Origin of the sequence: Roseobacter sp. SK209-2-6, assembly GCF_000169455.1 — a bacterium.
Taxonomy (GTDB): Bacteria; Pseudomonadota; Alphaproteobacteria; order Rhodobacterales; family Rhodobacteraceae; genus Pseudophaeobacter.
Map to the genome: position 1 here is coordinate 502,273 of NZ_AAYC01000002.1, position 21,899 is coordinate 524,171.

A 21,899-nucleotide genomic window follows, 5' to 3' on the forward strand; every position below is an offset into this window, starting at 1 on the left:
TTCAGTGGGGGAGGATCAGTCCGTAACTGCGTGTTGGTTTTCGCGCTCTTCCAGCCCAACCTTCCGGAACTGCACAACTTCGGTGCGCTTGCCATGGTGAGTGGTTTGCGAGTCGATGCTTTCCTTGAAATACTTGGATCCCGCACTCAAATTCTTCTCAACCAAAAGGGTTGTTGCTCCGGTCGCACGGATCTCCAACCCTTCCGCCAGTTCAACACCTGACAGACGGGCGTAGGAGGCTGTATCCTGACCGCTGCCCCCGTCAAAACTGGTCTGGGCTTCATAAGCAAACAACGCATCGTCTCCGGCCGCAGCCTGAATTGCGATGCCAATCTCCATTGAATTTCCAAAACGGTCCTGAGCGCTCGAAACCACCTTGCTCATATTGAAGGTTGTTTCATTCACGCCATGGTCCCGGATTTCCCAGCCGGAAAGATCCTTGATCCTCAGCGTTGTCTGATATTCGTTCTTGCCGGTTTCGCGGCGGGAAATATCCTCTGTCCCTGCCGCAAACAGAGGTGTCGTAAAGGTCAGGAAACTTTTGGAGCCATGGGCTTTGTCCAATTGAATGACATTGGTTTCAAACCCGGATGACGGCGACAGCGCATGGCTCCCCGGCTGCCATCCATTGGTGGTGAAGGTTTCAACGTAGTTCCGCGCGGTCTTGTTCAACTCGCCGCTGGTTTTGCTGATGGCTGCCAATTCAATATCGGTTGCATCCAGCCCCTGACCACCAAGCGCAAGAACCCGATCGACATCATTTTCGGCGATGAATTCTTCGAAAAACTCCGTGTAATGTTCTTTGATCCGTTCCTGTTTCTGATCGAAGCTGCCTTTAAAGAAGGCCTCTACCGTCTGCGGGTTTCCCTCTGCATCGGTGCGAATCTTGTCTGCATAGCGGTCGGCTATGGCTTCCAGCGCCACCTGTTCAAAAGCGCCGACAATTGCAGAGATGGCGCCTCCGATCAAACCAACAGCTGCCGATATAGGGGCGCCAACACCTGTGGCGGCAAGAACCCCCGCAGTGACGCCGGTGGTGACATCAAGGGCGGTCGTGGTGCCATAGAATGCGGCCTCAGCCGTTTTGGATTCCTGCAGCAGGTCGCCCAGTAAACCCGAACTATAGGTTCCAGAGTCCCGGATTGCGTCTATACGGTCCTGTTTTTGCTCAAACTCAGCCCATTTGACCGGGTTGATCGCCCCGATGACGGATCCGATTGCACCAATGATTGGCACAGCTTTTCCCAGGACCGTGGCAGCCTTAGACCCTGCTGTAACTGCCAGCTCAGCAATTCCCAGGACATTTTCGACCGCAGCAAAAGCCAGTGCGGTCCCCTGCAGCCCCACTTCCGCTTCGACGACACGCCGCATTTCCGGCGAAAGGTCTGGATCGGCTAGCAGTTTGGCCGTCGGCACAAAACTGCCGGAGGCCCCTGCCACCAGAGCAACCGCAGCAAAACCCCGCGCCCCTTTGGAAACGTTCAGATGCCCTGCGGCTTCCAGAAGGTCGCCCGAAGACGACAGGAGCGCCTCACCCAAGAACCCGGCGTTGGTAACGTGTCCTTCAACTGAATTCTCAGGATTTACCGCAAAAGCAGCAGCCGCTCGGGAGGTGCTCAGCAGGTTTACCCCCGCTTTGAAAGAGGCGGATCGCAGGGTGCTGTCATATTGCTCGATGTCGTCCAAGCCATGTTTTCTGGCGGTCAGATCCAGGCTTTCGCGAGAGAGCTCCTCCAGTTCATACTTGGCAACCTCCGCAAGATCAGCACTGCCAGTGTAATTTTCCGACGCAAAGGTCTCATATTCTGCCTGTTTCTCTTGTTTGGAAAGCTCCAAGGCATCGATCCGCAGTTGCAGATAGTCCCCTTGTTCGGCCGCAAAGGAAGTGATGTCATCGCCAGAATTGTATTGCGACAGCCCGTTTTGCATGTCTTCGGCCGCAGTAATCAGCTCGCGTGTTGTGTTGAGCTTGACGCCAATCGCCTGCGCCCGCTCAGCATCAAAATCCACATGTGTGCTGTCGCTGAGCCTTTGATACTGTTCACTCAGAACCTGTGTCTCAACTTGGAGCCGCGAGAGATCATCAGTCAGGAAACCTTTGAAATTATTGATGATCTGCGTATTGTTCCCTGCTAGGTGCCCAGCTGCGTATTGCTGTTCTACCGCAGCGGCGATCTTGGCGGCGATCTTGAGATCATTGGCGATGAACTGAGCGAGCTCTGCATCTTGGCTGACCTCCTCATTCTCTCCAGTCAGATCGGTGCTGGAGACTTTCGCCTCCAGGCTATGAATCAGGTGGTAATTCCAGTTCGAATAATAGGTCGCCTTGCTGACTGACTGTACTTCTGGAATTGCAACACCCGTCTCCAAATAGGATGCAACTGCTTCCTTAAATGCAGCGCTGGCTTCTGGTCCGAGATCGTCAAACAGAGCGTCATAGGCAAGTACAGCGGTTTCAAGAACCGCAGTTTTTTCAGTATCGAGCATGGCTGTTAGGCCTTCAAATTAGTTGAATTGGGAACAAAGCAGGCCCTTGCGGGTTCTTGCGGATCGCATTGAAACGGCGGGCTTACTGCTTGTGATTGCCGGGGACCGCCGCAGGCGGTGGATCCTCAGGCGCTGGGGGGGGAGCATCAAAACCCCTAGCCATGAAGTCCCGTCTGGCGAAGATACCCAGTCTCTAACGGAGGAGGAGGTCTAGATGGTCTTTCCTGGGGGCCATACTCTGAAGCTTTCAGGTGAAAGAAAGCAGTTGGAGCACGCCCGCCTGGCAGCTGAGTTTCCGGCAGAAACTGGAGAAATCAAGCGGTCTACCGATAGATATCTCATTCGGCTACTCTCCGGTGTTCTTCCTGAACTACGAACCAGGGGCGTGCTACGGGCTAGGTGATAACTGGGCGCGTTTCCTGAACCAGAGATACCCGCTATAAGGGCATTCTTTTTCGAAATCTGAGGCTGATACCATACTGGAAAGCTTCACAAGAGACTTAAAGAACTATCACTAATCCGCTACAGGTAAACGGAAAACACTTCACAACCCTTTCCGTAGTCTTAGTCTTGAGGAAGACGATGACTCCACCTTGAGGTGTGTGTCACCGATCCGTCCTTCTCAGCCTGGAACTGCCTTGCACAGCCAATCCATGGCAAGGTTGACTCTTTCAGACCGGAGGGTTTTTGGGCTGAGCAAGGCAACAATATCAGCTTCCGGCAGAGAATAGTCAGCGAGAACCCGGACAAGGCTTCCTTCCTCCAGCTCTTGCGACACATTCCATTCCGAACGCAGAACAATCCCTTGTCCGGCTAGAGCCCAAGATTTGACAACTTCGCCGTCATTGCTGGCGAAATCGGGGGTAACCCGAACAGAATGGCCTTTGCCATCCGGGCCTGCGAAATGCCACATCGTCACATCCGCCTGATCCTCACGAATGACACCGCAGGAGAATTCCGGCAAATCTTCGGGCAATTCGGGTGCCCCGCACCGGGCCAAGTAGTCAGGCGAAGCAACCAGATAGCGGCGGTTGGAACAAAGCTTTCGCTGTATGGCAGATAGATCTTTCAGCTGTCCAATATGGACGATGATATCCCAACTTTCCTTTGCGCCGGCACCATATGGATCATCACTCAAAATCAGATCGAGGACGATGCCTGGATGTTCTTTCAGCAATGCGTTCATGACTGGAGCCACATGCAGTCGGCCGAAGCCAAATGGGGCTATGACCGTTAGCGGTCCGGCGACATCCCCGCGGCGCGCGGCGAGGTCTTCGTTCAACTCGGCAAGCTGACCGAGTATCCGGGAGGATTTCCGGGCGAGGGCTTCTCCTTCCGTTGTGAGGGTCAGTGACCGCCGCCCCCTCTCGACCAAGCGCAAGCCGATGCGCTCCTCAATCAGCGCGAGCCTTTGGGACACCGCGGGCGGCGTAACATTGAGACTACGCGCTGCTGCAGCCAGCGAAGAGGCCTGCGCAATAGCAAGGAAGAATTTCAGATCAGGTGTCTCCAGCATAAAGGTGAGCTTAATTCAGAAGGTGAAAAATGTTAATAACATCATTCAGCCCGCTGCATTACCTTCTGTGTATCAATCTAAGGAATTCCGTCATGCTGTCTGCCGCTCCTGCCCTCGAACATCTCCCGACACCTTCCCTCGTCGTTGATGAGGCAAAGATGCGGCGAAACATCAAGCGGCAGGAAAAACGGGTTCAGGCGCTGGGTGTAACTCTCCGACCGCATCTCAAAACGGTGAAATCAGTCGATATTGCGCGGCAAATGCTCACAGGAGGCACTGGTCCCGCAACGGTATCCACTTTGGAAGAGGCAGAAATTTTTGCCGCGGCCGGGATCCGCGACATTATTTATGCTGTCGGCATTGTTCCGCAGAAACTCGACCGAGTAGCTGAAATACGGGCAAGAGGCTGCGATCTTGCAGTGCTCCTGGACAGTCCGGAACAGGCTAAGGCGGTGGCTTCGGCCTCGAGGAAGCACGGACAGGCCATTCCGGCCCTGATTGAGGTAGACTGTGACGGTCACCGCAGCGGAACGGCGCCGGGTGCCCCAGAGCTGATCGAGATTGGGCATATCCTGGAGGGAGGCGGTGCATGTCTTCGCGGTGTTCTGACCCATGCCGGAGAAAGCTACGCTGTTTGCGGCCGTGCGGCCCATGCTAAATGTGCCGAGGCTGAACGGCGTGCGGCAGTCCGCGCGGTGGAGGTCCTAAGCCAAGCCGGCCTGCCCTGCCCTGTTGTAAGCATAGGTTCCACACCCACAGCCCATGCCATTGAAAAGGCAGAGGGTATCACCGAAATCCGTGCCGGGGTCTTTGCCTTTTTTGATCTGTTCCAGGCTGGCATCGAAACCTGTAGCACGGATGACATTGCTTTGTCTGTTCTCACCACCGTTCTTGGCCAACAGCGCCGCAAGGGCTGGATCATCACTGATGCGGGCTGGATGGCATTGTCGCAGGATCGCGGCACCGCCTCACAACGGCTGGACCAGGGATATGGTGTTGTTTGCGATGAGGCCGGCAGGGTGATCCCTGACTTGATTGTGAGCCAAGCAAACCAGGAACACGGCATCATTACAGTGCGCCCCGGCAGCAACGCTGTGCTGCCCGATCTACCTTTAGGAAGCCGCCTTCGCATCCTGCCGAACCACGCCTGTGCAGTGGCTGCACAATTTAAAGAATATCAAGTCATTCCGCAGGAGGCTGGAACCACTCTGAAGACCTGGCAGCGGTTTGGCGGCTGGTAAGGAGAGAAAACATGAAATTCATTCCCGAAGAAGTTTCCGCAGGCTTCGCAAGCCATGGGATGGCCTATGATGCCATGTACAAAGCGCTAATTGCGGCCACAGAAACTGGCACAGTGACTTTCCCCGTCATACAAGCCCATGGCAGCAGCCAAGGTGACACCTATGCGATCAAATCTTCTGCTGCAGCTGGGCTCGCCGGACTGAAAGTTGGCTCTTATTGGCCCGGCAATGAAGCACTGGGGCTTCCTAGGCACAACTCGATCATTCTGCTGTTTGATCAAAGCTGCGGACGGATAGGAGCTGCCGTCGAAGCCGGTCGGTTGAATGCCTATCGCACATCAGCAGCAGATGCAGTTGCCGTCGATGCTTTGGCGCGGGAAGACAGCAAGACCTTGGCTTTGTTCGGCGCCGGGCACCAAGCCAGCTATGAGGCCCGTGCAATTGCCCGTTTTCGCCCCATTGAAATGGTGAACGTCGTCTCCATCAATGAGGCTCGTGGCGAAAAGTTTGCCGAGGACCTCCGAAATGACGGTATCGCCGCCCAGGTCAGCCCGGCAGAGGAGGCTTGCCGGACCGCCGACATCATTGTTACAGCCACGCCTGCCACAGCGCCGCTCTTTGAGGCGGACTGGGTGAAACCGGGGACACATGTCGCTGGCATGGGTGCCGACACAGCGGGGAAACAGGAAATGCCGCCCGATCTGTTTGCCAGAGGGCGACTATTCTGCGACCTGCCCAGCCAGTCCCGTGTGATCGGCGAGTTCCAGCATGCACCGAAGAATGCGCGTCTGACCGCGATAGGAGACGTCCTGGCAGGCAGATCCGAAGGGAGGACCAGCGAAGAGGAGATCACGATCTTCGACAGCTCAGGCATTTCGGTTCAGGATCTTTTTATGGCACAAGCCATCTTGGATCTGGTCAGTGCTCATGGTGCCGAGTTCTAAGCTTTCCCGCCAAGTCCTTCTTGGACCAGCAAATCGATCAATGCATTTGCGGAGCCCGGCAAGGCTTCTCGGTCGCGGATCACCACAAACCGGTCCCGGACAGCCCATTCGTCGACTAGCTCGAGCAATTCGATACCCATTGTCTGCGCATGGCGCCTTGCTGCAGATTCCGGCACTACGCCAACCCCGGCACCTGCTTCCACCATGCGGCACATGGCTTCGAAACTGCGAACCTGAACCCGCAAAATCTGGTCAAACCCATTGCGATGCATCTGACGCCGCAAGAAATCCAGCAAGGTGCTGCCTTCATGGAGCGCAATATGCTCAAAACCCAATGTCTCATAGAGCGCGACGCGGTCACGGCGCGTCAGCACGTGGTTTTCAGGCACAGCCAGCATCAACCGGTCTGTTGAAAACTTGATGGCCTCCAGTCCTGCGGGTTCTGCCTCACCGGACATGATCCCCAGATCGGCCGTGCCATCCGCGACCGCACGCAGAATGTCCTTTGTCAGGCGCTCCTGCAGATCAACGGTCACCCCTTTGCGACACGATAGAAACCGAGCAAGCAGTTCAGGCAGGAACTCAGTAACTGCCGTTGTATTGGCAAAAATCCTAATATGGCCCGCCTCGCCGTTCATCATTTCCTGTTTCAGAAAATCCATCTGCCGCAGCACAAGCTGCGCCTGCCGCAAGAGGCGCTCCCCGGAAGAGGTAAGGCTGATGCCCTTGTTTCCGCGAACCAGAAGCTGCTGGCCGGTTTCCTGTTCCAGAGATTTGATCCGCGCACTGGCTGATGGCGGGGAGAGGCAGGACTTCTCCGCCCCCCGAGTGAGGTTGCCGCAGTCGGCAATATTCTTGAACAGCCGGAGATCAACGAGGTCGATATTCATTTGTATTAGTGTACAACGAATACAACGTTCTTGAAATGTGAATTTTTAGAATTCAGAAGCTATGCGATAGATCACCCATCAATCATTTTGGCGGGAGGATCAGATGGATCTGGAGCATTTGGAGAAATGGATCGGGAGATCGGAAACTTATGTGGAGCGCATTGCGTCCTTTCCCTCCAATGCCTTGGCTTTGACGCTAAACCGTGATGACCCCCTCTATACCGATGAAACGGCCTTGCCGCCGCTTTGGCACTGGATGCACTTTCTGCAACTCTTCAAACTCTCTGACGCGGGCTATGATGGCCATGCCGCTCTCGGAGGGTTTTTGCCCCAAGTGCCCCTGCCCCGCCGTATGTGGGCAGGAAGCAGGCTGAATTTCCACGCTCCTATGCTGATCGGCCGTGAGCTGACAAAGGTTTCCACCATCAAATCCGTAAAGGCAAAAACAGGCCGATCTGGCCAACTGGTCTTTGTCACAGTTGGACATCAGTTTTTTGACGGCGAGACCCTGGGCATAGATGAGGAGCACGACATCGTTTACCGCGAAGCGGCAAAACCGGACAGGCCGCTGCCTGCGCCGCCTCCGGTTCCGGACAACTGGGATTTTGCGCGGGAAATTGATCCTGATCCGGTTCTTCTCTTTCGCTATTCCGCGCTGACCTTCAATGGCCACCGCATCCACTACGATCAGCCGTTTTGTGTAAACTCGGAGGGTTATGAGGGGTTGGTGGTGCATGGCCCCTTGCTGGCAACGCTCCTCCTTGATCTGCTCCGCCGGGAAAAACCCGATCGCGCAGTGACAGGTTTCGAATTCCGGGCGGTCTCGACAATCTATGAAACCCAGAGGTTTTCACTTCATGGCGCAGCCAGGGAGGATGGCAGGACCTATCACCTATGGGCACGCCGCCAGGACGGCGCGCTTGCCATGGATGCCAAAGCAACAACCGAGTGAAACCAGCATGACCAGTGATCATATCGAAATCCGCGATGCCGTCCGCGCGCTTTGCGCAAAATTTCCACCCGAGTACCATCGTGAAATTGACGCGCAGCGCGGCTACCCGGAGGCTTTCGTCAAGGCCCTGACCGAGGCCGGCTGGCTCTCGGCGATGATACCCGAGGAATACGGCGGCTCCGGCCTGGGCCTCACTGAGGCAAGCATCATCATGGAGGAAATCAACCGAGCGGGCGGCAACTCCGGCGCCTGCCACGGGCAGATGTACAACATGGGGACGCTGTTGCGCCATGGATCCATAGAACAGAAACAGCGCTTTCTGCCCCGCATCGCCAGCGGCGAGTTGCGATTGCAATCCATGGGGGTCACAGAACCCGCCACCGGCACGGATACGACCAGGATCAAGACAACGGCACGCCGGAACGGAGACCGCTACATTGTCAACGGCCAGAAGGTCTGGATCAGCCGGGTTCAGCATTCCGATCTGATGATCCTTTTGGCGCGTACCACACCCTTTGATCAGGTAAAAAAGAAGTCGCTTGGCATGTCGGTTTTCCTGGTCGATCTGAAAGAAGCCATTGGGAACGGGCTGGACGTGAACCCCATTCCCAACATGGTCAATCATGAGACCAACGAGCTCTTCTTTGACAACTTGGAGATCCCCGCAGAGAATCTGATCGGCAAAGAGGGAATGGGTTTTCGTTACATCCTCGACGGGCTGAATGCGGAACGCACGCTGATTGCGGCCGAATGCATTGGCGACGGCTTCTGGTTCACCGACAAGGTCTGCGCCTATGTGAAAGAGCGAGAGGTCTTTGGCAGGCCAATTGGACAGAACCAAGGCGTCCAGTTCCCCATTGCCGAAGCCAAGATCGAGCTCGAGGCCGCCAACCTGATGAGGTTTCGCGCCTGTCAGCTCTTTGACAGAGGCCAACCCTGCGGCACCGAGGCCAATATGGCCAAATACCTTGCCGCCAAAGCCAGCTGGGAAGCCGCCAATGCCTGCCTGCAGTTTCACGGCGGATTTGGGTTTGCCAATGAATACGATGTTGAGCGCAAATTCCGCGAGACCCGGCTGTATCAGGTCGCGCCGGTCTCCACCAATCTCATCCTCTCTTATGTCGCCGAGCATGTCCTCGGTCTGCCGAGGTCTTTCTGATGCTGCCACTCGAAGGAATTACGGTTCTAAGCCTTGAACACGCGATCGCAGCCCCTTTTGCGACACGCCAGCTTGCTGACCTGGGCGCCCGCGTCATCAAGATCGAACGTCCCGGGACTGGGGATTTCGCCCGCAATTATGATCGACGCGTCAATGGGATGGCTTCGCATTTTGTATGGACGAACCGGTCCAAAGAAAGCCTGACCTTGGATGTCAAACACCCTGACGGGGTCAGCATCCTAAAACAGCTCGTTGCAAAATCGGATGTGGTCATTCAAAATCTCGCACCGGGCGCTGCAGCGCGGCTTGGTCTTGGGTATCAGGCGCTAGCGCCGGACAATCCGGGGATCATTGTTTGCAATATCTCCGGCTATGGCCAGGGCGGGCCGGATCAGAAACGCAAAGCCTATGATCTTCTGATCCAGTCCGAAGCCGGCTTCCTTTCCACCACCGGCACCGCTGCCGATCCCTGCAAAGCAGGAATCTCAATCGCGGACATCGCCGCCGGAATGTATGCCTACAGCAATATCCTGGCGGCCCTCCTCCAGCGCGGCCGGACGGGCAAAGGCTGCGAGATTGACCTCTCAATGCTCGAAGCGATGAGCGAATGGATGAGCTACCCGCTCTATTATGCCTATCAAGGCGCCGGGTCTCCAGACCGCGCCGGTGCAAGCCACGCCACAATTTTCCCCTACGGTCCTTTCCCGGCGGGGGACAGGCGGACGGTCTTTCTCGGGCTTCAGAATGAACGCGAATGGAAAAGCTTCTGCGGCGTTGTGCTTAAAGACCCAGGCCTTTCAAACGATCCCCGTTTTTCATCAAACAGCGCCCGCTCCGAAAACAAGGGCATTCTCCGGCAGATCATTGTCGCTAGATTTGAGGATCTGACAACGGAGGCCGTGATTGAACGTCTGAACCAGGCCGGGATTGCCAATGCACGTATGAATGACATGGCGGATGTCTGGAAGCACACTCAGCTTGAAGCGCGCGGCCGATGGCGCCAGGTGGATACGCCGGTAGGCCGTATTCCCGCCTTGCTGCCTCCAGGCGGGATCGGGCCGGAGCCCCGGATGGGAGCGGTTCCCGGCCTAGGGGAACACACGCAGGCCTTGCTGACCGAACTTGGCCACTCTGAAAGAGACATTGCCGCACTTCGAACGAATAGGGTGATCTGATGCCTGATCTGAAAACTGGCCAGAGCTTTCTTTTTGTGCCGGGGGATCGCCCGGAACGCTTTGCCAAGGCCGTCGCTTCCGGTGCCGATGCCATCATCATAGACTTTGAAGACGCAGTCTCACCTGATGCAAAGGCCACAGCGCGGGTACATGCTCTGAACTATCTGAACAGCGGGCCGTCTGGACATGTCCTGCTCCGGATCAACGACGCGCAGAGCGCCTATTTCGAAGAGGATCTAGAAGCATCGCAGCACCCCGCGCTTGCTGGGGTGGTCCTTCCGAAAGCAAACCTAAAAAACACAAGGGCGCTCGGTGCAAAACTGAAATGCCCGGTTTGGCCATTGATCGAAACGGTTGAGGGTCTCTCCCGAGCCGCAGAAATTGCTTCGCTTGGGAACATTGCACGCCTTATGCTTGGGACCATCGATCTGTCGCTTGAGATGGGATTGGACGCAGCGCACCAGGGCGGGAAAGCAATGCTGGATCAAGCCCGTTTTGCCCTGCTCATGGCCTCTCGCTGCGCAAAATCCCGCCGCCTGTTGACGCGTCTGGCCTCTCTGGAGGATCAGACGGCTTAATCACGACCGCAGTCTATGCCCGTGCCGCAGCATGGTAGGCATGATGTGCATCCACCCCCGGCAGTGAAGCCCTACACGCACTTTGCGCCGATGCAGCAGATCTGGAGTGGGCACGAGCCGTTCTCGCAGCATCGACAAACGAAAGAGCCAGCTTTCGGTTCCGGGGCCAGATGATCGACAAACCGGTTCTGGACCGGGCCCGCAAGACCCTGGAAAGAGCGGCCATGGAGTGAAACACAGCCAATCCAGTACCGCTGGGCCGCTGGGTTTAACTCAAGGTCATGTTGACAAATGGCGCATCCATAGCCTGATAGAAGCGATATCGATGAACCCCAGATAGCTCTCGGCAGTTTTGTTGTATCGGGTCGCGACTCTACGGGCGCTCTTAAGTTTGTCGAGGCAGCGTTCGACTAAGTTTCTCAACCAATACAACGCATGATCCGCACCGACCCGCATCTTACGGGTTTTGCGCATAGGGAATTGGGTCGGGATGTCGCGTTCAGTCATGGTTTTGCGAATGCGATCAGCATCATAGCCCCGATCCGCTAGCGGGCCTTCTGACTCCGGCAGATTCTCAGCCATCATCAAATCAGACCCCAGAAAATCCGATGTCCAGCCCGGCGTGATTTCCCTCCTCAATGGCAATCCCTGTGCGTTGACGCGGAGGTGAATCTTGGTCGTGAAGTGACCTCTTGAGCGGCCAAAACCTTGTCTTGGAGGCCACTTTTTCCAACACAGCCTAAGTTTGCGCGCTGGACCCTATTCGTAGTTGCGGGCGGGATGAACCCGACTTGGTCAACATGTGCCAACCGGTCGACTTTTCTTTGTGATATCCAAATATTGATTTCGCTCAGTATCCGATGATCGCGGCAACCTCTCCGCGTACCCTAAGCCGACAACCAAGGGTATTTTCGATGTCGGACAGCAGCGCAGATTCAACTATTCTAGAAGACCTCGAGAAGAAGGCACTTTGGTTATCGACATGGACGATACATCACGCCAACACCATCCGCCCGAAATCGGATACTCTCAAGGTTGGTGGACATCAGGCGTCATCCGCTTCGCTTTCGACTCTTATGGCTGTGCTCTATGGCGCGGTGTTGCGTCCCGAGGACCGGGTCGCCGTCAAACCGCACGCTTCCCCCATCTTTCATGCCTGGCAGTACCTGCTTGGCCGACAGACCCGCGAGAACCTTGAAAACTTCCGAGGATTTGGTGGTGCCCAGTCTTATCCATCCCGCACGAAGGATGCCGATGACGTAGATTTTTCGACCGGTTCGGTCGGCCTGGGCGGTGCGATGGCAGTGTTTTCCGCGATGGTACAGGACTATGTCGCGGCCAAGGGTTGGAGCAAGCGAGCTCCCGGGCGCATGATCTCCATCCTCGGCGATGCCGAATTGGACGAAGGCAACCTCTACGAGGCGCTGCTTGAGGGCACGAAACACGATCTTCGCAATTGCTGGTGGTTCATCGACTACAATCGGCAAAGCCTTGATGCAGTTACAAAAGATGCGCAAAACGCGTTCTTTCGCGATGTTTTTTCTTCGATGGGCTGGGAGGTGGTCGAGCTCAAGTACGGATCACTTCTGGAGGCAGCGTTCGCCGAACCTGGGGGTGAACAGTTGCGCGACTGGATAGATGGCTGTTCCAATCAGATCTATGCGGCGCTGACGTTTTCCGGCGGGGCCGCCTGGCGCGAACAACTGCTGAACGACCTTGGCGATCAAGGTGATGTCAGCCGCTTGATCGAGAGCCTCACGGATGACGAACTGGCTAGGCTCATGACCAACCTGGGTGGTCACGACCAGCGCAGCTTGATGCTGGCTCTTGCCGCAATAGACCATGACCGGCCCGTTTGCTTCATCCTCTACACGGTCAAGGGCCATGGTCTGCCTCTTGCGGGTCACAAGGATAACCACTCGGGCCAGATCAATAGCGCCCAGTTGGGAATCTTGCGTGATGCGCACCAAATTCGCACCGGCCATGAATGGGACCTTTTCGAGGGTCTACCCCGCCCCGCCGACGAATACGACGCATTCCTGAATCAGGTGCCCTTTATCGCGCAAGGTTGTCGGCGTTACACTGCCGCACGTATCGACGTGCCGGATTTGACGCCGGTATCGGTCAAAGCTGCTCGGTCGACACAGGACGGATTCGGCAAGCTTCTGGACGATCTTGCGCGCGGCGCCTCCCCTCTGTCGGATCGCATCCTGACAATGGCGCCGGATGTGGCAACCTCGACTGGGCTGGCTGGATGGGTGAACCGAAAGGGGGTTTTTGCCAAGACCCCGATTGCGGACGAGTTTCGGGATCGGGGCATTGCATCGATGCAGAAATGGGCTGCATCGCCCGATGGCGCGCATATCGAGCTGGGCATTGCCGAGATGAATCTCTTTACCCTGCTCGGTGCAGCAGGGTTGTCGCACGCGCTGTTCGGCGAGCGGCTCATTCCTATAGGAACGTTATATGACCCCTTCATCGAACGCGGCAAAGATGCGCTGAACTATGCCTGTTACCAAGATGCCCGTTTCATCGTCGCCGCGACGCCATCCGGCATCACCCTGGCACCCGAAGGCGGCGCGCATCAATCCATCGGAACACCGCTGATCGGCATATCGCAAGACGGTCTGGCCAGTTTCGAACCTGCCTTCGTGGACGAGCTTGCCTGCATCCTGCAATGGTCATTCGACTATTTGCAGCGTGACGGAGAAGAAACCCCTGAACAAGGCGACTGGCTGCGCGATGAAACTGGCGGATCGGTCTATCTGCGGCTGTCCACCCACAAGCTGGAACAGCCGACACGCACATTGGATGACGGGCTCAGGCGCGACATCGTCAATGGCGGCTACTGGTTGCGCAAGCCGGGTCCGGGTTGCGGCCTTGTGATCGCCTACACTGGCGTAGTCGCAGCCGAAGCGATTACCGCTGCCGGTCGAATTGGACAGGATCAGCGCGACATCGGGGTCCTGGCAATTACATCAGCGGACCGGCTTAACGCAGGGTGGCACGCTGCGGACCGGGCTCGCGCCCTGGGGCATCCCAATGCGCAATCCCATGTCGAAACGCTGTTGTCAGCGGTCAGCCGGGATGCGGCCATCGTCACCGTCACGGACGGACATCCCCTCGCCTTGTCTTGGCTTGGGTCTGTTAGGGGTCAGCGGGTTCGCCCTCTTGGAGTCGAGCATTTTGGTCAAACCGGATCAATTGCGGATTTGTACCGCGCTCACCGCATCGATGCCGATGCGATCATGCGAGCGGCGGAACTAGCGCTCAACGGACGCCCGCTCCGTCTGGCCCGAATTAGCTGAAACCAAGAAGGGAAGATTCCATGAAACATCTTGTTACCTCGCTCTGCATGAGTGCGGCCACCGCCTTTCCCGCCTGGAGTGAAACCCCGCAAACTGCTGAAATCGTGGCCGAACTCCCGCAATCTGTCGGTAATATCACATTCACGCCGGATAATCGGATCATCTATAGCCACCACCCGTTCTTTTCTCCTGAAATCCGGGTGGCCGAACTGGGCGAAGACGGCAAATCCTTTGCCCCGTTTCCCAATACCGAATGGAACACGCCGCGGGATGGAACCGACCGCTATTTCGACAGCGTGCTGGGTCTTCGCGGCGATGAAAACGGGATCGTCTGGATCCTCGACATGGGTCAGCGCACCGGGCTGACACCCAAGCTGGTGGGCTGGAACACCTGGGAAGATCGGCTGGAAAAGATCTATTACATTCCTGCCCCGGCCTCGCGCCCCGAAAGCCAGCACAACGATTTTGTCGTCAATCACAAGGATGGCGTGTTTGTCATCGCCGACGAAGGCATCGGGCCAGGTGGCGACGGAACGACCGCGGCATTGGTCATCGTCGACATGAAGACTGGCGCCACGCGGCGCGTTTTGCAAGGTCACGTGTCGACCTTGCCCGAGGATGTAGCGATCGTAGTGGATGGCAAGCCGCTGACCGTTCCGGATGGCAATGGCGGGCGGGCCGTGATCAAGGTGGGTGCGGACGGTATCGCTGCGGATACGGAATTCGATTGGCTGTATTACGGTCCACTTAACGGCTCCGCCATCTATCGCATCCGTTTTGCCGATCTTCTGAATGAAACCCTGACCGAGACTGAGTTGGGCGCGCGGGTCGAACGCTATGCCGACAAGCCCAACAACGGAGGCCTGTCAATCGACCAGGCCGGAAACCTTTATCTGACCGAGGTGGAAACCAACGCTGTCGGGATCATCCCGGCAGACAGCCGGGAATACCGCCGCTACACCGTGGCAGAGGATCTGTCCTGGCCTGATGGCGTAAGCTATGCATTGGACGGCTACATGTATGTTTCCGCAGCCCAGATATCCAAAGCCGCTATGTTCAACGATGGTGAGGCAAAGAACGAAGCGCCTTATCTGATTTACCGATTCCGCCCTGAGGCACCAGGGCGTATCGGACACTAATGACCTATCCCCAAACTTGTCCGCGCGGATAACCGTGCGGACCCTTTTTTGAAAGTAAACACATACATGAGAACCGTATCCGCAATTGGCCAAGGAGCCGCGAAAGACAGTTTCCGCATCACAAACGGCGCCGCGCCTGAACCTGGGTCGGGCGAAATACGCGTGCGTATTCACGCCAGCGGAATCAATCCGTCAGACTATAAAGTCCGCTCGGGTGCTCAGGGCCCGTTGCCTCATGGTGTTGTGACCCCTCATTCAGATGGTGCCGGCATTATTGAGGCTGTTGGCAAGGGGGTTTCATCCGACCAAATCGGCCAGCGTGTCTGGCTGTTCAATGTGAATCGTAGCGAAGACGGCCTAGCCCAAGGCAACCGGGGCACCGCTGCGGAGCAGATCGTGGTCAAAGCCGAACTTGCGGCTCCGCTCCCCGATGGCATCTCTTTCGAACAGGGTGCTTGTCTAGGTGTGCCTGCGATGACCGCTCATCGCGCGCTGATGGCAGACGGGCCGGTCAATGGCCAGTGGGTTCTGGTCACTGGAGGGGCCGGTGCCGTTGGCCAATGCGCCATCGCCCTGGCGAAATGGGCCGGTGCGCAGGTGATCGCCACGGTCAGCGGACCCGAAAAAGCGGAGATCGCTCTACAAGCCGGGGCAGACCACATCGTCAATTACCGGAAAGAAAACCTGCCCGCTGCGGTCCTGACCATCACTGGTGGCAAGAGAATTGACCGGATTGTCGATGTGGCCCTATCCGATACGATGAGCGAGGCCCATCTCTACCTCAAACAGGGCGGTGTCATTGCGCATTATGCTACGAGTGATCCAGCCGCTCCCCTGCCCTATCGTTCCCTTCTGGTAACAAATGCGGTCGTCAGGTTCGTGTTTGTCTATGCAATCCCCGCCCAAGTGCAACAGGATGCGATTGAGGACATAAACGCATGTCTTCAGACCGGAGCACTAAAACTCAAGGTCGAACGGAAATTCCCTCTGGACCAGATTGTGGCCGCGCATGAGTTCGCAGAACAGGGCGGCTTTGCCGGAAAAGTCATTCTGACCGTTTGAGGCCATGCCGTTGTTGCAAATAGAGCGATTGATTTTTCCTCCTTTATTTGGCTCACTCAAAGAATGCCCTTTGACTTGAAATCGCTGGAACTGTTCGTCCGAGTGGCCGCTCTTGGAGCCCTCGGGCGGGCGGGCGAAGAGTTCCGGCTGTCGCCAACGGCGACGACCCAGCGCATCCAGATGCTCGAAGCGGATCTGGGAACCAAGCTTCTCAACCGGACAACCCGAGCAGTGTCTCTTACACCGGACGGCGAGCTATTCCTGGAGCATGCGCAAAGGGTTCTCGATAGCGTCGAAGAGGCAAGAGCAGCGGTTTCCACTGTCAAAGGACGGGTTACAGGTGAACTGCGCGTGACCACTTCGGCCTCTTTTGGGCGCTCACAGATTGTCCCATATATCGGCGAATTCCTTGACCAATATCCAGATGTCACTCTGAAGCTCGACCTCAATGATTCCATCATCGACATCGTGGAGCAGGGCTATGATCTGGCAATCCGGGTTGGGATGCTGAACTCATCAACGCTGTTGGCCCGTAAGCTTGCGCCCAATCCACGGTTGCTTGTTGCTTCGCCGGACTATCTGGAGAGGTTCGGCGTTCCACAGCAACCCTCGGATCTGAAATCACACCGCTGTATCGTGCTTGGCGAAACGCGAAACTGGGCGCTCAAGGATGAGGCAGGGAACATTACCGAGGTACGGGTCGGCGGAAACTTCACCACAAACTTTGGCGAGGCGGTGACCGACACCACGCTTCAGGGGATGGGAATCGGGCTTAAATCAGTCTGGGACATATCAGACCACTTAAAGGCCCGGCGACTGATACGTGTATTGCCCAGTCATACCGTTTCACCAGAATGGCAGGTATGGGCAGTCCGTCCCGCCAGCCGGACCACTCCACCAAGAGTACAGGCATTTACCAGCTTTCTTGAGGAACGGTTTCGCAAAACCGGCCTTGGAAAGATTGTTTCATAAACCCGAAATCTGACTTGGGCTCCACCGAGATTATCCTTCGTTGAACGTTGCCTATATCCAAAGCAGCAACGAAAAGGACACCAAATGAAAGCCGTTGGATTTACCCGCTCTCACCCCATCGATCATCCTGCTTCACTCCAAGAGTACCAAGTACCCAAGCCCGAACCACTTGAAAACGATTTGATTGTGAGGATTGATGCAGTTTCCGTGAACCCTGCAGACGCCAAAATCCGCAATCGGTCGGCGCAGAATCAAGAAAGAGAAACTCCACGGATCCTCGGATATGACGCAGTAGGAACCATTGAAGCATTGGGCTCGGCGGTAACAGGTTTTGCGCTTGGAGATCGCGTGTTTTACGCAGGCGACGTAGCCCGTGATGGCTCAAATGCCGAGTATCAGGCAGTGGATGCCAGGATTGCCGCAAAAGCTCCGCAAGCCCTGACAAATGCAGAAGCCGCAACCCTTCCTCTGGTGTGTTTGACGGCCTATGAGGCTCTGTTTGATCGAATGAACTTGCGCAAAAGACAAACAGGAACGCTGCTTATCATTGGAGGAGCCGGCGGCGTGGGTTCTATAATGATCCAGCTTGCAAAAGCGCTGACAAACATGACGGTCATCGCAACGGCTTCGCGCCCGGAAACCCATAACTGGGTTCAGCGCATGGGCGCGGATCATGTGGCTGATCACCGCGATCTGGTGTCATCCGTGCGCGACCTTGGGTTTGAGAATGTCGATTATATTTTCAATGCGGCGGACACCAAAGGGCATTGGGATGCCATGGCGGACCTCATTGCGCCGCAGGGGACAATCGGTGCCATTGTTGAGTTTGATGGAGGTGTCGAGCTTTCAAAGCTTCAGGGCAAGTCTGTGACTTTCGTATGGGAGCTCATGTTCACGCGCTCATTATTTGGTACCCCTGATCTCAAACGGCAAAGTGAAATTCTCAGCGAGATCGCACGCCTTGTGGATGCCGGAAAACTGCGTCCAACTCTGAACCATGAATTGAAGGGCTTGAACGTGAAGACCTTGAAAGAAGCCCACAAAATGATCGAAACCGGCACTACAATTGGGAAAATCGCGGTAAACTTTGACAGGCCCGGGTAACTCCTCGCCGCACCCGCGGCAATTGAACGGGTTGGGGTCAAAAAACGAGATTGACCCTTTGACTAGGCAGTAAACAGCTTTTTGACCCTACCATAAATTGAATCCCCCTCCTCCTATGAAAGTGCATGTGCAACCCAAACAGGAGCATTGGAAGATGCTCTATCTACTATTGCTGATCCTTTATCCGCAGGACAAGCCGCTGTTCCAATGCCCCAAGCGCAATGGAGCAGCGCGCTCCCCTGTGGTTACAAAGCCACAACCTGGATCGGGCAATGTACGGAAATTGGGCGCAATATCCCCAGAATAGATGTCACTCTTGCCATTCTTCAGATCTGGCAAAGTCTGATTTTCGAACAGAAAGATTGTTCCTCCCGGCCGCTCGCGGCACCCAAAGCATAGGAAAACGGGAGGACATCATGAGCATAGCCGCAACAGCCAAAGCCACAGAAAACCAAACACCAGAGCAGCGACTGCAGGAGATGGGGCTGGAATTGCCATCGGTACCCAAGGCGGTTGGCGCCTATGAACCCTGGGTTCGTGCGGGCAATGTCGTCTACACCTCCGGGCAATTGCCCTGGATCGATGGCAAATTGAAATACACCGGAAAAATGGGGGCCGAGTTGAGCTTGCTGGACGGGTACGACGCCTTTCGCCTCTCTGCCTTAAACGGCATCGCCCAGCTCAAATCCGCTGTTGGCGATCTGCGCCGCATCAAACGTATCCTGAGGGTCGAAGGAACGGCCCATTGCACGCCGGATTTCACCGAGCAGCCAGAGGCATTGAATGGTGCCTCCGACCTTGTCAACGATGTATTTGGCGAAAAAGGCTGCCATTCGCGCATGATCTATTCTGATCCGGCCATGTGCTTGAACTGCGCCACTCTCGTAGTGCTCTGGGCAGAAGTTACGGATTAACCGGAGGGTTAGACAGATGAGCAAACCTATGGTTGTCGGGCAAATCGACCTGAGCTTTCACAAGGCCGCAGCGGCGGTGATTTGCGAGCTCCTTGAAAGAACAGGACATAAAGTAGAGCTGAAAGAAGCCCCTCATGAAGACATGTACGCCATGCAAAGGGGGGGAGAAGTGGATCTTGTGGTCTCCGCCTGGCTTCCCGCCTCTCACGGAACCTACATTGCACCTTACAAAGATGAGCTCCTGAAACTCTCGGTCCTTTACCAGCCCTATTGTATCTGGGGCATTTCGGATCAGGCCCCGCAGCATATTCGTTCGGTCACCGATCTGGCCAGGCCTGAGGTTGCCGCGCTTTTCCGCAAGCGCATTCAGGGCATAGGGACTGGCGCGGGCATCAGCCGGTTTTCGCGGCAAATGCTGAAGGACTACCAACTCGACGCACAGGGGTTTCATTTCGAAAACGGCACGCTGGAGGACTGTACCTCTGCATATCTGGAGGCCGAGAGCGCCGGGGATCTGGCCATTGTTCCCCTCTGGCATCCGCAATGGCTGAACAGCCAGCGCAACCTGCGCGAATTGGAGGACCCTCTAGGTCTTCTTGGCGGGCAAGACGCGGCTACGCTGGTGCTGCGGCGGGATGCGGCCCACAAGCTGACCCCGCAGGGCAGAACCTTGCTGGAGCGCATTCAGCTTGGGAATGACCTTGTTTCGCAATTGGATCGTGAGATTTGTTGTGATGGGAAGACCCCACGCGACGCTGCGATCGCATGGATCAATGCCAATCACGCACAATGTGAGGCGTGGCTGCGGGCCGGATGATCGGTTCACATTTTAAATTTTCTGAAAAATCTTTTAAGAAAGCTAGCGATTGATCTAAAAAATTAAAATCTTAGCGTTGCTCCCATCACTAGGGAGGAACGTCAAATGCATAACCCCAAGCAACCAACAAATATTGATCAAAGCCGCCGCAGTTTCCTGAAAGGCACAGCGGCGGCCCTAACGGGGACGGCGCTGCCCGGCGTCCTGTATGTCGATGCAGCCATTGCGAATACCGATGCGATCCATCACATTGCCAACCGAGCAGTAAAGGGCGCCTCTGCTCTGGCCCCTAGCGCCGGTAAGAAAACCATATCCATCCTCATTCCGGGCGGCTCCGGCGGCAACCTCACCCCCTTTCTGGAGGAATGGAAAACTCTGACCGGGCTTGCGGTTGACCTGATCGAGGTTCCCAATACCGAACTTTATTCCAAAGCCATGCAGGAAGCCGTGGCCAAGACCGGCCAGTATGATCTGATCATTGGACCGGTCTTTGCCTTGCCCGACTTCACCGAGGCAGGACTGGCCAAGGATCTTGACCTCTATGTGGAAAGATATCAGCCCGAGCTGGACCACGGCGCCTATCGCATCCCCTACCCCTTCTCTGAGTTCGGCTGCAAATATGATGGCGGCTACCGCGCGCTTTATGCGGATGCTGACAACTGGGCGCTCTATATGCGCAAGGACTGGATGGAAGATCCCGCCGAACAGGCCGCATTCAGAGCAAAATACGGGCGCGATCTTACGGCCCCAGACACCTGGGAAGACTATGATCAACTGATCGAATTCTTCACCCGCCCAGAAGAGGGTCGCTATGGATCTCTGGAATACCGCGCGCCCTTTTACACCAAATGGCAATGGATGCAGCGCTTCTGCTCGAAGGGCATGCTTTACTTTGACAAGGACATGAACCCCCTGTGCAACAGCCCCGAGGGCATTGCAGCACTGGAAGAGCTGATTGCAAGCGAGGCATATTTGCCCAAAGAGGCCTTCACCAATGGCTGGTCTGAAAACTACAATCAATATGGCATCGGCAATGTGTTCAGCACCTTCAGCTGGCCCTCATTCTTCCGTTACAACAATGATCCGGCCATCTCCGAAGCCGTTGCCGGGAATCTCTTGTCCGCGCCTGTGCCGGGCACCCGGATAGACGGAGAGCTGATCCGCGCATCAGTCAATGCCTTTGGCTGGCTCTATGTGGTGAATGAGCATTCGGCGATCCCGGAACTGGCATACCTCTTTGCGCAATGGCATACGGCGCCGGATGTCTCGGACCGGGCCATTCCGATGAATGGCGGCTATTTCGACCCGACGCGGACCAATCACTTCAAAGCGCCCGGCGCGGCGATGAAGGAGAAATACACCCAGGCCTGGCTGCATGCCGCTTGGGATCAGATCGGGGATGTAATCCCTGATTTCGTGATCCGCGGAACATTTGAGTATTCCGAGGCGCTGGACAGAAACTGCGTCGAAGCAGTGTTGGGCAAGAAAAGCGCCGAAGAGGCGATGAATGACGCCGCCAAGGAGATGGCGCGCATCACCCGCCGCATGGGCAAAGAGCGTCAGATTCAATCCTGGAATTCGCTGGCGCGGACCTTCCCGGAGAAGATCAAGGCGCGCCATGGCGTCCATACCTGGACTTGA

17 protein-coding genes and 1 pseudogene are annotated in these 21,899 nt (G+C 56.1%); 14 read left to right on the plus strand and 4 right to left on the minus strand.

What is annotated here, in order from left to right; translation table 11 throughout:
• Positions 1 to 15: 15 nt before the first annotated feature.
• On the minus strand, positions 16 to 2,487 hold the full coding sequence (locus RSK20926_RS05535) for a bifunctional hemolysin-adenylate cyclase precursor (protein ID WP_008204973.1): 2,472 nt from the start codon (positions 2,485 to 2,487) through the stop codon (positions 16 to 18).
• Between the two features lie 622 nt (positions 2,488 to 3,109).
• Positions 3,110 to 4,003, minus strand: a complete 894-nt coding sequence (locus tag RSK20926_RS05550) for a LysR substrate-binding domain-containing protein (RefSeq protein ID WP_008204975.1) — start codon at positions 4,001 to 4,003, stop codon at positions 3,110 to 3,112.
• Between the two features lie 92 nt (positions 4,004 to 4,095).
• Between RSK20926_RS05550 and RSK20926_RS05555 the strand changes: the two genes are divergently transcribed.
• Both RSK20926_RS05555 and RSK20926_RS05560 read left to right on the plus strand, forming a co-directional pair.
• Positions 4,096 to 5,244 carry a DSD1 family PLP-dependent enzyme gene (locus RSK20926_RS05555; protein WP_008204976.1) on the plus strand — a complete coding sequence of 383 codons (1,149 nt, stop codon included), beginning with the start codon at positions 4,096 to 4,098 and terminating at the stop codon, positions 5,242 to 5,244.
• Positions 5,245 to 5,255: 11 nt separating this feature from the next.
• A complete protein-coding gene (locus RSK20926_RS05560) occupies positions 5,256 to 6,188 on the plus strand; it encodes an ornithine cyclodeaminase family protein (RefSeq protein ID WP_008204977.1) in 933 nt (310 codons plus the stop codon).
• On the opposite strand, the gene RSK20926_RS05565 is transcribed toward RSK20926_RS05560, so the two are convergent.
• Positions 6,185 to 7,078 (minus strand): LysR family transcriptional regulator, encoded by an 894-nt coding sequence (locus RSK20926_RS05565; protein ID WP_008204978.1) that lies wholly within the window; start codon positions 7,076 to 7,078, stop codon positions 6,185 to 6,187. The two genes, RSK20926_RS05560 and RSK20926_RS05565, sit on opposite strands and share 4 nt — an antisense overlap.
• Positions 7,079 to 7,181: 103 nt before the next feature.
• Here RSK20926_RS05565 and RSK20926_RS05570 point away from each other — a divergent pair, with 103 nt between their 5' ends.
• From RSK20926_RS05570 to RSK20926_RS05585, 4 genes are read left to right on the plus strand one after another with little or no spacing between them, the layout of a single operon-like run.
• Positions 7,182 to 8,030, plus strand: a complete 849-nt coding sequence (locus tag RSK20926_RS05570) for an FAS1-like dehydratase domain-containing protein (protein WP_008204979.1) — start codon at positions 7,182 to 7,184, stop codon at positions 8,028 to 8,030.
• A gap of 7 nt (positions 8,031 to 8,037) precedes the next feature.
• Positions 8,038 to 9,189, plus strand: a complete 1,152-nt coding sequence (locus RSK20926_RS05575) for an acyl-CoA dehydrogenase family protein (protein ID WP_008204980.1) — start codon at positions 8,038 to 8,040, stop codon at positions 9,187 to 9,189.
• Entirely contained in the window at positions 9,189 to 10,364 is a 1,176-nt protein-coding gene (locus RSK20926_RS05580) for a CaiB/BaiF CoA transferase family protein (RefSeq protein WP_008204982.1), read from the plus strand. The genes RSK20926_RS05575 and RSK20926_RS05580 overlap by 1 nt, the downstream gene beginning before the upstream one ends.
• The gene (locus RSK20926_RS05585) at positions 10,364 to 10,942 is read left to right on the plus strand and encodes an HpcH/HpaI aldolase/citrate lyase family protein (RefSeq protein ID WP_008204984.1); all 579 of its coding nucleotides are present in this window, start codon (positions 10,364 to 10,366) and stop codon (positions 10,940 to 10,942) included. Before RSK20926_RS05580 ends, RSK20926_RS05585 begins: the two co-directional genes overlap by 1 nt.
• 279 nt (positions 10,943 to 11,221) lie before the next feature.
• On the opposite strand, the pseudogene RSK20926_RS05590 reads toward RSK20926_RS05585, so the two are convergent.
• Positions 11,222 to 11,671: pseudogene (locus RSK20926_RS05590) on the minus strand (IS5 family transposase); the annotation flags it as partial.
• Positions 11,672 to 11,856: 185 nt separating this feature from the next.
• Here RSK20926_RS05590 and RSK20926_RS05595 point away from each other — a divergent pair.
• From RSK20926_RS05595 to RSK20926_RS05630, 8 genes are all read left to right on the plus strand, one after another.
• Complete coding sequence (locus RSK20926_RS05595) at positions 11,857 to 14,250, plus strand: transketolase (RefSeq protein ID WP_037253843.1); 2,394 nt, start codon at positions 11,857 to 11,859, stop codon at positions 14,248 to 14,250.
• A gap of 20 nt (positions 14,251 to 14,270) precedes the next feature.
• Positions 14,271 to 15,389, plus strand: a complete 1,119-nt coding sequence (locus RSK20926_RS05600; protein ID WP_008204988.1) for an L-dopachrome tautomerase-related protein — start codon at positions 14,271 to 14,273, stop codon at positions 15,387 to 15,389.
• A 66-nt stretch (positions 15,390 to 15,455) separates the two neighbouring features.
• On the plus strand, positions 15,456 to 16,451 hold the full coding sequence (locus tag RSK20926_RS05605) for an NADPH:quinone reductase (protein ID WP_008204989.1): 996 nt from the start codon (positions 15,456 to 15,458) through the stop codon (positions 16,449 to 16,451).
• Positions 16,452 to 16,514: 63 nt separating this feature from the next.
• Positions 16,515 to 17,423 carry a LysR family transcriptional regulator gene (locus RSK20926_RS05610; RefSeq protein WP_008204990.1) on the plus strand — a complete coding sequence of 303 codons (909 nt, stop codon included), beginning with the start codon at positions 16,515 to 16,517 and terminating at the stop codon, positions 17,421 to 17,423.
• Between the two features lie 84 nt (positions 17,424 to 17,507).
• Positions 17,508 to 18,527: a zinc-binding alcohol dehydrogenase family protein gene (locus RSK20926_RS05615; RefSeq protein WP_008204991.1), complete on the plus strand. Its 1,020-nt coding sequence runs from the start codon at positions 17,508 to 17,510 to the stop codon at positions 18,525 to 18,527.
• Positions 18,528 to 18,943: 416 nt separating this feature from the next.
• Entirely contained in the window at positions 18,944 to 19,441 is a 498-nt protein-coding gene (locus RSK20926_RS05620; protein WP_050773037.1) for a RidA family protein, read from the plus strand.
• 16 nt (positions 19,442 to 19,457) lie between these two features.
• A complete protein-coding gene (locus RSK20926_RS05625) occupies positions 19,458 to 20,258 on the plus strand; it encodes a glycine betaine ABC transporter substrate-binding protein (protein ID WP_008204994.1) in 801 nt (266 codons plus the stop codon).
• 105 nt (positions 20,259 to 20,363) lie between these two features.
• On the plus strand, positions 20,364 to 21,899 hold the full coding sequence (locus tag RSK20926_RS05630; protein ID WP_008204995.1) for a substrate-binding domain-containing protein: 1,536 nt from the start codon (positions 20,364 to 20,366) through the stop codon (positions 21,897 to 21,899).